Source organism: Enterobacter wuhouensis (genome assembly GCF_004331265.1).
Classification (GTDB): Bacteria; Pseudomonadota; Gammaproteobacteria; order Enterobacterales; family Enterobacteriaceae; genus Enterobacter; species Enterobacter wuhouensis.
Genome location: NZ_SJOO01000003.1, coordinates 65,098 through 77,094 on the forward strand (window position 1 = coordinate 65,098; position 11,997 = coordinate 77,094).

Annotated in this window: 10 protein-coding genes and 1 riboswitch; of the genes, 5 read left to right on the top strand and 5 right to left on the bottom strand. The window is 57.7% G+C overall.

The window, feature by feature from the left end:
* The first annotated feature begins 53 nt into the window (after positions 1-53).
* On the top strand, positions 54-875 hold the full coding sequence (gene bacA / locus E0L20_RS07880; protein WP_131633474.1) for an undecaprenyl-diphosphate phosphatase: 822 nt from the start codon (positions 54-56) through the stop codon (positions 873-875).
* 13 nt (positions 876-888) lie between these two features.
* Here bacA and E0L20_RS07885 read toward each other — a convergent pair whose 3' ends face one another.
* Both E0L20_RS07885 and E0L20_RS07890 read right to left on the bottom strand, forming a co-directional pair.
* A complete protein-coding gene (locus E0L20_RS07885) occupies positions 889-2,130 on the bottom strand; it encodes a multifunctional CCA addition/repair protein (protein WP_131633475.1) in 1,242 nt (413 codons plus the stop codon).
* Between the two features lie 60 nt (positions 2,131-2,190).
* A complete protein-coding gene (locus E0L20_RS07890; protein ID WP_131633476.1) occupies positions 2,191-2,811 on the bottom strand; it encodes a TIGR04211 family SH3 domain-containing protein in 621 nt (206 codons plus the stop codon).
* A 237-nt stretch (positions 2,812-3,048) separates the two neighbouring features.
* Here E0L20_RS07890 and E0L20_RS07895 point away from each other — a divergent pair, with 237 nt between their 5' ends.
* Genes E0L20_RS07895 through hldE form a run of 3 tightly spaced genes read left to right on the top strand, consistent with a single transcriptional unit; the run spans position 3,049 to position 8,695 of the window.
* Positions 3,049-4,347: a CYTH domain-containing protein gene (locus E0L20_RS07895; RefSeq protein WP_131633477.1), complete on the top strand. Its 1,299-nt coding sequence runs from the start codon at positions 3,049-3,051 to the stop codon at positions 4,345-4,347.
* Positions 4,348-4,368: 21 nt separating this feature from the next.
* Positions 4,369-7,224: a bifunctional [glutamate--ammonia ligase]-adenylyl-L-tyrosine phosphorylase/[glutamate--ammonia-ligase] adenylyltransferase gene (gene glnE / locus E0L20_RS07900; protein ID WP_131633478.1), complete on the top strand. Its 2,856-nt coding sequence runs from the start codon at positions 4,369-4,371 to the stop codon at positions 7,222-7,224.
* A 40-nt stretch (positions 7,225-7,264) separates the two neighbouring features.
* The gene (hldE, locus tag E0L20_RS07905; RefSeq protein ID WP_131633479.1) at positions 7,265-8,695 is read left to right on the top strand and encodes a bifunctional D-glycero-beta-D-manno-heptose-7-phosphate kinase/D-glycero-beta-D-manno-heptose 1-phosphate adenylyltransferase HldE; all 1,431 of its coding nucleotides are present in this window, start codon (positions 7,265-7,267) and stop codon (positions 8,693-8,695) included.
* A gap of 115 nt (positions 8,696-8,810) precedes the next feature.
* On the opposite strand, the gene ubiK is transcribed toward hldE, so the two are convergent.
* Positions 8,811-9,107, bottom strand: coding sequence for a ubiquinone biosynthesis accessory factor UbiK (gene ubiK, locus E0L20_RS07910; protein ID WP_028014454.1), 297 nt, complete (start codon positions 9,105-9,107; stop codon positions 8,811-8,813).
* Positions 9,108-9,227: 120 nt separating this feature from the next.
* Positions 9,228-9,378: riboswitch (FMN riboswitch) on the top strand.
* 106 nt (positions 9,379-9,484) lie between these two features.
* On the opposite strand from ubiK, the gene ribB reads away from it, so the two are divergent.
* Positions 9,485-10,138, top strand: a complete 654-nt coding sequence (gene ribB / locus E0L20_RS07915) for a 3,4-dihydroxy-2-butanone-4-phosphate synthase (RefSeq protein ID WP_131633480.1) — start codon at positions 9,485-9,487, stop codon at positions 10,136-10,138.
* A gap of 44 nt (positions 10,139-10,182) precedes the next feature.
* On the opposite strand, the gene E0L20_RS07920 is transcribed toward ribB, so the two are convergent.
* Complete coding sequence (locus tag E0L20_RS07920) at positions 10,183-11,244, bottom strand: type 1 fimbrial protein (RefSeq protein ID WP_131633481.1); 1,062 nt, start codon at positions 11,242-11,244, stop codon at positions 10,183-10,185.
* Positions 11,228-11,989, bottom strand: a complete 762-nt coding sequence (locus tag E0L20_RS07925) for a fimbrial biogenesis chaperone (RefSeq protein ID WP_131633844.1) — start codon at positions 11,987-11,989, stop codon at positions 11,228-11,230. Before E0L20_RS07925 ends, E0L20_RS07920 begins: the two co-directional genes overlap by 17 nt.
* Positions 11,990-11,997: the final 8 nt, after the last annotated feature.

An 11,997-nucleotide genomic window follows, 5' to 3' on the forward strand; every position in this document is an offset into this window, starting at 1 on the left:
TCACGGTAGCCGATGTGGCGACCGTTTTTTTATATCTTTTTAGGGGTTTATAGATGAGCGATATGCACTCGCTGCTGGTGGCGGCAATACTGGGTGTGGTCGAGGGATTGACGGAATTTTTGCCGGTTTCCAGTACGGGCCATATGATTATCGTTGGCCATCTGCTGGGCTTTGAAGGCGATACCGCAAAGACGTTCGAGGTTGTGATTCAGCTGGGTTCTATCCTGGCGGTTGTCGTGATGTTCTGGCGTCGTCTGTTTGGTCTGATCGGCATCCACTTTGGCCGCTTACCGCAGCGTGAAGGGGAAGGCACTGGCCGCCTGACGCTTATCCATATTCTGCTCGGCATGGTTCCGGCGGTGGTGCTGGGCCTGGTCTTCCACGATACCATCAAGTCGCTTTTCAACCCGATTAACGTCATGTACGCGCTGGTGGTCGGCGGCTTCCTGCTGATCGCAGCCGAAGTGCTGAAGCCAAAAGTGCCGCGTGCGGAAGGCCTGGACGATATGACCTACCGCCAGGCGTTTATCATCGGCTGCTTCCAGTGTCTGGCGCTGTGGCCGGGCTTCTCGCGCTCGGGTGCAACGATTTCTGGCGGGATGCTGATGGGCGTGAGCCGCTATGCGGCGTCTGAGTTTTCCTTCCTGCTGGCGGTGCCGATGATGATGGGCGCTACCGTACTCGACGTTTATAAGAGCTACCACTTCCTGACCGCTGGCGACATTCCGATGTTTGCCGTCGGCTTTATCACCGCCTTTATCGTCGCGCTGATTGCCATCAAAACCTTCCTGCAGCTGATCAAGCGTATCTCGTTTATTCCGTTTGCGATCTACCGCTTTATCGTCGCCGCTGCGGTGTACGTGGTCTTCTTCTGACGACCGGCTGCCCTCAGTCTTTTGGCTGAGGGCAACGCTGTTCCTTCCACGCCGCGACGGCCTCAGTTCGCCGTTTCGTCATCTCTTCGCGAATCTCAGGCCCTTTAAATCCTGCCTCAACGACGTCCTTCGTTGGCACCGCTTTTGCCACCTCCCAGGCTTCGCGCAGCAAACGCCCCTGCGGGTAATCGCAGGCCTCAAACCCGGTGCGTCCGCGTACGTCAGCCTCGCTTGTTAAGGCGATTTGCTCTACGCGCTGGGGCTTGCGCCAGGCGTCGATGTTGTCAAACAGCTTAACGATGGTGGCCGGTTTCAGGATCGGGAAGGTATGGATCAGGTCATGGAATTCCGCCACCAGTTTTGCCAGGTCGCGGATCTCATTTGGCACGCGCAGGCGCTGGCAAATTCCCTCGACCAGCTTCACGCCCGCCGGACCGTGCCCGTGGTGGCGCGGCCAAAACTCCTTCGGCGTTAATCCTTTGCCGAGATCGTGGCACAGGGTGGAAAAACGCACGTCCACGTCCGGGCTAAGCATGGCGGCCATGCTCAGCGTCATCAGGGTATGTACGCCGGTATCAATTTCCGGGTGCCACTTCGCTGGCGCCGGTACGCCAAACAGGTTATCCACTTCCGGGAAGAGCACTTTCAGCGCCCCGCAGTCGCGCAGCACCTGGAAAAAGACCTGCGGGTTGCGGGTGGTGAGGGCGTTTTCCGTCTCTTTCCAGACGCGCTCGGGCGTGAGGTGTTCCAGCTCGCCCGCTTCGGTCATCGCGGCCATCAGCGCCAGGGTTTCATCGGCAATGCGGAAGCTCAGATGGGCATAGCGGGCAGCGAAACGCGCCACGCGCAGCACGCGAAGCGGATCTTCAGAAAACGCAGGGGAGACGTGACGCAATATGCGGTTACGCAGATCGTCCTGACCGCCGTAGGCGTCGATGATATGGCCGTCTGCATCCTGCGCCAGCGCGTTGATCGTGAGGTCGCGACGCAGCAGATCCTGCTCCAGCGTCACGTCCGGGGCTGCATAGCAGGTAAAGCCGGTATAGCCAGAGCCGGATTTTCGTTCGGTACGCGCCAGGGCGTACTCCTCACGGCTTTTCGGATGCAGAAAAACAGGAAAGTCGCGGCCTACCTGCTGGTAGCCCGCGTCGAGCATCTCTTCTGGCGTGGCGCCAACCACAACCCAGTCTTTATCTTTGACCGGCAGTCCTAACAACGCATCACGTACCGCACCACCGACCAGATAACTCTTCACGCACTACACTCCCGTTTTCTGTTTTCCCAGATGATACGTAAGTGTGGCAGAGAAGACGAGTTAGTTCATCCAGCGGTCTTTGCGTTTACGGCTTGGGATGAGCATTGGCAGCACGAGACCCAGCACCAGGCCTACGCCCAGCACGCCGCCGCCATACATAAACCACTGCATGATGATGGTGCGCTGCTTGTCATCAAGCTGAAGATTAGCGGCGCTGACTTTTTTCTGCGCGACAATCAGCTCGTTTTTCAGCTTCTGGTTCTCTTCCTTCAGGCCGTTAATCACGCTGTCGCTCTGCGCCACTTTTTGCTGCATTTCAGCCGTGCGCTGGTTCCAGGTGTTATCGATATTGGTCAGCTTGTCGGTGAGGGTTTTCACCTGGTTTTCCAGATCCGGCACGCGGGTGCGCAGGCTAGGCACGTTGCTCAGCTCTTTCAGTGGTATCCAGGAGGTACGGCCCGTACTGTCGCGAACCTGTCCATAGTTGGTGTCGGCATTGGTTTGTAACAGCACCACTTCCTCGCCGGCATTCACCGTACCCACGAGGCGATAATTGTCCCCGGGGCCACTGCGTACCCAGGTGTTGAGTTCATCAGAAACGTAACGCTTCTCTTCAGCGTGGACCGCGGTTGCGGCGCTAAAAGCGAGTAAAGTAAGTCCAATCAGGCGTAATTTAAGCATATCAGTCGTTATTTTCATAAATAGTGGAACGATAGTAGTGGTATCAGTGTCGCTACGCAAAGGATTCATCATCAATCGGAATCATCTGTGTCGTGCTTTTCACCACTTCAAACTTTTACGCCCGTCAAATTGCTCATTGCGTGGTAATTTGGCGCAAAATACTATGTACTGACAAACAAATGGCGAGGAAGTTCGCCTTCATCGACGCGTCTGTGACGCACGCAAAAGTACAAGGCTATGGCACAAGAAATCGAATTAAAGTTTATCGTCGAAAAAGACAGCGTTGACGCGCTCCGTCAGCACCTGAATACGCTTTCCGGCGAACACCATGAACCGGTACAGCTGCTTAATATCTATTACGAAACGCCGGAAAACTGGCTCCGTCGTCACGATATGGGCCTGCGCATTCGCGGCGCAAACGGCGCATATGAGATGACGATGAAAATCGCCGGTCGCGTGGTGGGCGGTTTGCATCAGCGTCCTGAATACAATATCGACATCAGCAAGCCAGAACTTGAGCTGGATCGTTTTCCTGCGGACGTTTGGCCTGAAGGAAAGCTGCCGGAAACCCTATCCGCTGAGGTACGGCCGCTGTTCAGCACCGACTTCTGGCGTGAGAAATGGCTGGTGACGGAAGGCAAAAGCCGTATCGAAATCGCGCTGGATCTGGGCGAGGTGAAGGCCGGTGAATTCCAGGAACCGATTTGCGAACTCGAGCTTGAGCTGCTCGAAGGCGATACGAGCGATGTACTGAAGCTGGCGCGCAAGCTGGTGAACCAGTCCGGACTGCGTCAGGGTAGCCTCAGCAAAGCGGCGCGCGGCTATCATCTGGCAGCCGGAAATGCCCCGCGCGTGGTAAAAGAGACGACCGTCCTGCGGGTCGCTCCGAAAGCCAGCGTGGAGCAAGGTATGGAAGCGGCGCTGGAGCTGGCGCTTTCGCAGTGGCAGTACCACGAAGAGCTGTGGGCGCGGAATGTGAAAAACGCGAAAACGCACGTGCTGGCAGCGATGGGCCTGGTGCGTCATACCCTGGCGCTGTTCGGCGGCATCGTGCCTCGTAAAGCGAGCGCTCACTTACGTGATCTGCTGACGCAAACCGAAACGCTGATGCTCTCCGACGTATCCGCGCAAACGGCGATCTACAGCCCGCAAACCGCCACGGCAAAACTGGCGCTGACCGAGTTTCTGGTGACGCGCGGCTGGCGCGCTTTCCTTGATGCGAAGGCCGAGGCTAAAATCGCCGAAAACTTCAAACGCTTTGCGGATATCCATCTTTCACGCCATGCCGCCGAGCTGAAAACGACCTTTGCCTACCCGCTGGGCGACCAGTATGGCGATCAGCTGCCACGTCTTTCGCGCAATATCGACAGCATGTTGCTGCTGTCTGGCGCCTATGAAGCCAAGGCGCAGCCCTGGCTGGAAAACTGGCAGGGTCTGAAACATGCTATCGAAACCCGCCAGCACATTGAGATTGAGCATTACCGTAACGAGGCTATTTCGCAGGAGCCGTTCTGGCTGCACAGCGGAAAACGTTAACTCTGGCAAGGAACCCCTACAATGCCGCTTTCTTCGCAGTTAGAGCAGCACTGGCAGACCGTTTGCGAACGTCTGCCCGAGTCATTACCGGCATCATCGTTAAGCGAGCAGGCCAGAAGCGTGCTCACCTTCAGTGATTTTGTGCAGGAAAGTATTACTGCCAACCCTGACTGGCTGGCGGAGCTTGAGGGGTCGCCACCGCAGGCAGAAGAGTGGCGGCAGTATGCGGGCTGGCTGCAGGCCGATCTTGAGGGCGTGGCGGATGAGGCGACGCTGATGCGCGTCCTGCGCCAGTTCCGCCGTCGGGTAATGGTCCGTATCGCCTGGGCCCAGTCGCTGGAGCTGGTCAGCGAAGAGAGCACGTTGCTGCAGCTGAGCGAGCTGGCGCAGACGCTGATTGTCGCCGCGCGCGACTGGCTCTACGCCGCCTGCTGCAAAGAGTGGGGCACGCCGTGCAGCGAGGAAGGGGTTCCACAGCCGCTGTTGATCCTGGGAATGGGCAAGCTCGGCGGCTGCGAGCTGAACTTCTCCTCCGATATCGACCTGATTTTTGCCTGGCCGGAGAACGGCTCCACGCGGGGCGGTCGTCGCGAGCTGGACAACGCCCAGTTCTTTACCCGCCTCGGTCAGCGCCTGATTAAAGCCCTGGATCAGCCCACGCAGGACGGTTTTGTCTACCGCGTGGACATGCGTTTGCGTCCGTTTGGCGACAGCGGCCCGCTGGTGCTGAGCTTTGCGGCGCTGGAAGATTATTACCAGGAGCAGGGGCGCGACTGGGAACGTTACGCAATGGTCAAAGCGCGGATTATGGGCGACAGCGACGACGCCTACGCCAACGAGCTGCGCGCCATGCTGCGCCCGTTCGTCTTCCGTCGCTATATCGACTTCAGCGTGATCCAGTCTCTGCGTAACATGAAGGGGATGATTGCCCGCGAGGTGCGCCGTCGTGGCCTTAAGGACAACATTAAGCTCGGCGCGGGCGGCATCCGCGAAATTGAATTTATCGTTCAGGTCTTCCAGCTTATTCGCGGCGGACGCGAGCCGTCCCTGCAGTCCCGCTCGCTGTTGCCAACGCTGGGCGCCATCGAACAGCTGCACCTGCTGCCGGAGGGCGACGCGACCACGCTGCGCGATGCGTACCTGTTCCTGCGCCGCCTGGAAAACCTGTTGCAGAGTATCAACGACGAGCAAACCCAGACCCTGCCGGGCGACGATCTGAACCGGGCGCGTCTTGCCTGGGGAATGCACGCAGAAGACTGGGCGGCGTTAACCGTACAGCTCGATGCCCACATGGCGGGCGTTCGGCGCATTTTTAACGACCTGATCGGCGACGATGAAGGCGAATCGCAGGACGACGCGCTCTCTGAACACTGGCGCGAGCTGTGGCAGGATGCGCTTCAGGAAGACGATACCACGCCGGTGCTGACGCATCTGAGTGACGACGCGCGCCATCGCGTGGTAGCGCTGATCGCGGACTTCCGGCTTGAACTTAACAAGCGCGCCATCGGCCCGCGCGGTCGGCAGGTGCTGGATCACCTGATGCCGCACCTGCTGAGCGAAGTCTGCTCCCGCGACGACGCGCCGGTGCCGCTGTCGCGCATGATGCCGCTGCTGAGCGGGATTATCACGCGTACTACGTATCTGGAGCTTCTGAGCGAGTTTCCGGGGGCGCTCAAGCACCTGATTTCCCTCTGCGCCGCCTCGCCGATGGTGGCGAACAAGCTGGCGCGTTATCCGCTCCTGCTGGACGAACTCCTCGACCCGAATACGCTGTATCAGCCGACGGCGACGGATGCCTACCGCGACGAGCTGCGCCAGTACCTGCTGCGCGTGCCCGAAGAAGACGAAGAGCAACAGCTGGAGGCGCTGCGCCAGTTCAAGCAGGCGCAGATGCTGCGCGTGGCGGCGGCGGATATCGCCGGAACGCTGCCGGTGATGAAAGTGAGCGATCACTTAACCTGGCTGGCAGAAGCGATCATCGATGCGGTTGTGCATCAGGCGTGGGTGCAGATGGTGGCGCGCTACGGCCAGCCGAAGCATCTCGCCGAACGAGAAGGTCGCGGCTTTGCGGTGGTCGGCTACGGCAAGCTCGGCGGCTGGGAGCTGGGCTACAGCTCCGATCTGGATTTAATCTTCCTGCACGATTGCCCGGTTGACGTGATGACCGACGGCGAGCGCGAAATCGACGGGCGTCAGTTCTACCTGCGCCTGGCGCAGCGCATTATGCACCTGTTCAGCACCCGCACCTCCTCCGGCATTTTGTATGAAGTGGATGCGCGCCTGCGCCCGTCCGGCGCGGCGGGCATGCTCGTCACCTCCACGGAATCGTTCGCGGAATACCAGAAGAGCGAGGCCTGGACGTGGGAGCATCAGGCGCTGGTGCGCGCCCGCGTGGTGTATGGCGATCCGCAGCTTAAAACGCAGTTTGACGTCATCCGTAAGGACGTCATGACGACCGCGCGCGAGGGCAGCACCCTGCAAACCGAAGTGCGCGAAATGCGCGAGAAAATGCGCGCGCATTTGGGCAATAAGCATCGCGATCGCTTTGATATTAAAGCCGATGAGGGCGGTATCACCGATATTGAGTTCATCACCCAGTATCTGGTGCTGCTGCACGCGCACGATAAGCCGAAGCTGACGCGCTGGTCGGATAACGTGCGCATCCTGGAACTGCTGGCGCAAAACGACATCATGGACGAGCAGGAGGCGCAGGCCTTAACCCGTGCCTACACCACGCTGCGCGACGAGCTGCATCATCTGGCCTTACAGGAACAGCCGGGCCACGTGGCGCTGGACTGTTTTGCTCATGAACGCGCACAGGTAACGGCGAGCTGGCAGAAGTGGCTGGTGGAACCGTGCGTAACAAATCAAGTGTGATATTATCGCGCGCAAATTGTGAATCTTTCTGGAGTCAGGAATGAAAGTAACACTGCCAGAGTTTGAACGTGCTGGGGTAATGGTTGTTGGGGATGTGATGCTGGACCGCTACTGGTACGGGCCGACCAGCCGCATCTCCCCGGAAGCACCGGTGCCGGTGGTTAAGGTCGACACCATTGAAGAGCGTCCCGGCGGCGCGGCAAACGTGGCGATGAACATCGCTTCTCTGGGCGCGCATTCGCGTCTGGTGGGCCTGACCGGTATCGACGATGCGGCGCGCGCGCTGAGCAAGTCGCTGGCGGATGTGAACGTGAAGTGCGACTTCGTTTCTGTTCCGACCCACCCAACGATTACCAAACTGCGCGTGCTGTCGCGCAACCAGCAGCTGATCCGCCTCGACTTTGAAGAAGGTTTCGAAGGCGTTGATCCTGAGCCGCTGCACGAGCGCATCACCCAGGCGCTGGGCAATATCGGCGCGCTGGTGCTGTCCGACTACGCCAAAGGCGCGCTGGCAAGCGTACAGACGATGATTCAGCTGGCGCGCAAGGCCAGCGTGCCGGTACTGATCGACCCGAAAGGGACTGATTTTGAGCGCTATCGCGGCGCAACCCTGCTGACGCCAAACCTCTCTGAGTTTGAAGCGGTGGCGGGCAAGTGCAAAACCGAGGAAGAGCTGGTTGAGCGCGGCATGAAGATCATCGCTGATTTCGAGCTGTCTGCGCTGCTGGTGACCCGCTCCGAGCAGGGGATGACGCTGCTGCAGCCGGGCAAAGCGCCGCTGCATATGCCAACGCAGGCGCAGGAAGTCTACGATGTGACCGGTGCCGGTGATACGGTGATCGGCGTGCTGGCGGCGACGCTGGCGGCTGGGAATTCGCTGGAAGAAGCGTGCTACTTCGCTAACGCCGCGGCGGGCGTTGTCGTCGGTAAGCTCGGTACGTCAACGGTGTCGCCAATCGAGCTGGAAAACGCGGTGCGCGGGCGTGCGGATACCGGTTTTGGCGTGATGAGCGAAGATGAGCTGAAGGTGGCCGTTGCCGCCGCGCGCAAGCGCGGTGAGAAAGTGGTAATGACCAACGGCGTGTTCGACATTCTGCACGCGGGCCACGTCTCTTATCTGGCGAACGCGCGCAAGCTGGGCGATCGCCTGATTGTGGCGGTCAACAGCGATGCCTCGACCAAACGTCTGAAGGGCGAAACGCGGCCGGTGAATCCGCTGGAGCAGCGCATGATTGTACTCGGCGCGCTGGAGGCGGTGGACTGGGTGGTGTCGTTTGAAGAAGACACGCCGCAGCGCCTGATTGCCGGTATTCTGCCGGACCTGCTGGTGAAAGGCGGGGATTACAAGCCGGAGCAAATCGCGGGCAGCGAAGAGGTCTGGGCCAACGGCGGTGAAGTGATGGTGCTCAACTTTGAGGACGGGTGTTCAACCACCAACATCATTAAGAAGATCCAGAAAGACAGTCAGTAAAAAACGGGCCAGTTGGCCCGTTTTTTTATGTCGGGTGGCGGCTGCGCCTTACCCGACCTACGCGTTCATGTAGGCCCGGTAAGGCGTAGCCGCCACCGGGCACATCAGGCCGCACTTACTCCTGGTCGTCCACCGGTGGAATAGCAGGTGCAGGCTTCACTTCTTCCGGTGCATTGCGGTTTTCCAGCTCGCTCAGACGCTGTTCCAGCAGCGCCAGCTTTTCGCGGGTGCGCAGCAGAACTTGGGTTTGCACGTCAAACTCTTCGCGGCTGACTAAATCAAGGCGAACCAACTGCGCCTGCAGGGTCTGGCGGATTTTCTTTTCAACGTCATCACCAAACTCACGAATGCCCTTCGGCATGGACTCATGAACCTGACGCGCGATCTGCTCAATTTTCTTTGGGTCAATCATTGTCGTTTCCCTTGATGAAAAGGTGTTAGTGCCTATTGTAGCGCGTCATGCCGCGGGTTAAACAAAATTGTTTGAAGCTTATGCATTGCCCAGGGTAATCAATAGCGTTATAGTTATCTCGCTTATTCTCAGGGCGGGGCGAAATTCCCCACCGGCGGTAAATCAGCTTAACGCTGAAAGCCCGCGAGCGCTTTGGGTGAATTCTCAAAGGTCAGCAGATCCGGTGTAATTCCGGGGCCGACGGTTAGAGTCCGGATGGGAGAGAGTAACGATCCAGTCGGGCTAGGGCCCGCTCACGTTATCTTTTTGCCGCTTATACGGCGCTCCTAAGACTGCCCTGATTCTGGTAACCATAATGTTAATGAGGTTTTTTTACCATGAATCAGACGCTACTTTCCTCTTTTGGCACTTCAACTGAACGTGTTGAACATGCACTTGATGCGCTGCGCGAAGGCCGCGGCGTGATGGTGCTCGACGATGAAAACCGTGAAAACGAAGGCGACATGATTTTCGCCGCCGAAAACATGACCGTTGAGCAGATGGCGCTGACCATCCGTCACGGCAGCGGCATCGTATGCCTGTGTATTAATGAAGACCGTCGTAAACAGCTCGATCTGCCGATGATGGTTGAGAACAACACCAGCGCCTTTGGTACCGGCTTTACCGTGACCATCGAAGCGGCGCACGGCGTGACCACCGGCGTGTCTGCGGCTGATCGTCTGACTACCGTGCGTGCAGCCATTGCTGACGGCGCGAAGCCATCCGATCTGCATCGTCCTGGCCACGTTTTCCCACTGCGTGCGCAGGCGGGCGGCGTGCTGACCCGCGGTGGCCACACCGAAGCGACCATCGATCTGGTAACGCTGGCAGGCTTCAAGCCCGCTGGCGTACTGTGTGAACTGACCAATGATGATGGCACCATGGCGCGCGCGCCAGAATGCGTCACCTTTGCCCGTCTGCACAACATGCCGGTCGTGACGATTGAAGATCTGGTGGAATACCGCCAGGCGCACGAGCGCAAAGCCAGCTGAAAGCGCTGATGTGAAAAAGCCGGGGAAACCCGGCTTTTTTGTTTCTAGTGGTAGTTAATTTTAAACAGCACGACCGTTTCGAACGGGCCTGACTGGATGGCTTTTCCCTCCACGGGCGATAGCTCAGCCGTGTACGTCTGATTGTATTGCAGCGTACTGCCCGTGAAATCAGCATACTCTTCATAGTGGTTGAAGGTATAAGGCTCTGTACCATTGAGGATCCGCAGCTTCAGCCCATTGCCGATCAATAATGCCGTATCGTCAGCACTCAGTGATTCTGTGGTGTAGAACGATGAATCCATTTTAAATCCATCCGAACATTGCGCATCCTGCACTTTGGTTGTTCTCACCGAGAACGTGCGGGTACGCTTCTGCTGATTCACAATATCCCGTGCGCTAAAGGTACCAAAATCAATCTCCTGGTTTTCCGGGTATATGCTGAACGTTGCCCCGCAGTCCAGCACGGTAATGTTTTGCAGGCCGTTAATATGGTATTTGAGGTTCTTTGCGTCGGCCATTTGGTTAACCCCGCCCTTGCCATCGAACTGCACAACGATGTAATCGCCGAGCGAGCTGACATAGCCATGTGGGGGAATTGCCTTAATTTTTACAAACAGGCGCAATCGGGCCACAAATACCCGTGAGGTATGGATATCATCCGGGTTGCCGGAGCAGATGAGGTTTTCCCACCCCATTTGCCGGATCTGAGCGGGGGTATAGATCAGGATGTTATCGTTATCCAGACACTGGTGTGTATCAACGCCGTTGGGCTGGCCTGTTGCATCGTAATCCATCCCCTCGTAGGTCACACCAAGTTCGTAATAAGGATCTGAGGCAGCAGGGTAAGGGTTTACCCAGGCATAGACATCCTCCGGTTCAAAATCACCGACAACGTTGTGGTTGCAGGTCACCGGAATTTTGATGTCATCCGACTCCCAAATTTTTTGACCCACCTGCGCGTTACTAGGGATAGCAAAAGGCGTGATGGTTTTGGTCTCTTCAACGGGACCGCCAGAGCCACCCAGATAGCAGTCGAGCGCCAGCGCCTCTTTTAAAGGCAGTACAGAAACCAGCAGAATAAGAAGTACCTTAGTGAGCTTTCGCATCTTTATCGATCTTCCGTTCGGTAAGCGTGCATTGAGCCGTTCCGGCGCACTGCGCGTCGACTTTTTTCAGCGCACCGTAATCGTCGATATAACCGATGCTGTAATAGCTACCGTGATAATCACCGGTAGAGGTCGTTGCCGTCGCGAAAGGCGCAATCATCAGGCTGTCGAAGCCCGGCAGCATGGATTTCGCATTCTTGCTGAGCCACGCCAGGGTGATGTAATAGGGCGTAGGGTTGTGCACGGTCAGCCCTTTCGCATTGGCTGAAACCTCCATGCGCATTTCCGCCAGCTCGCCAGGCTTTTTGGTGATGGATTTAGGACGCCAGAACAGCTTGATGCGGCTCTGCATCGCCACCTGCATGACGCTGCGTTCATCGCTGGCGCTGGTGCTTTTGGGGGGCACTTCGCGCAGGTTGAAATAAAAGAGCGATTCCCTGTCTTTCGGCAACTGGCTGGTGGCCGCTTGCTTAACTATCCTGACCTGAGACGCTGATCCGGCTTCAATGCGCTGAATAGGCGGAAGCGCCATAAAGTGCGTGTCATCTTTGCGCCCGTTTTCATCTTCAATCCATGAAAGGGCCAGATAAGGCTGTGCCTTACTTTGATTATCAACTTTCAGGCTGCTGGCCTTATCGCTTTCTGGAAAAACAATCCGCGTGCGGTCCAGGTTAACGGCTGCGTGAGTGGTGAATGCGGCACCGATTAACAACAGGCACAGATTCTTCAGTGGGGTGAGTTTCATCATGGTTT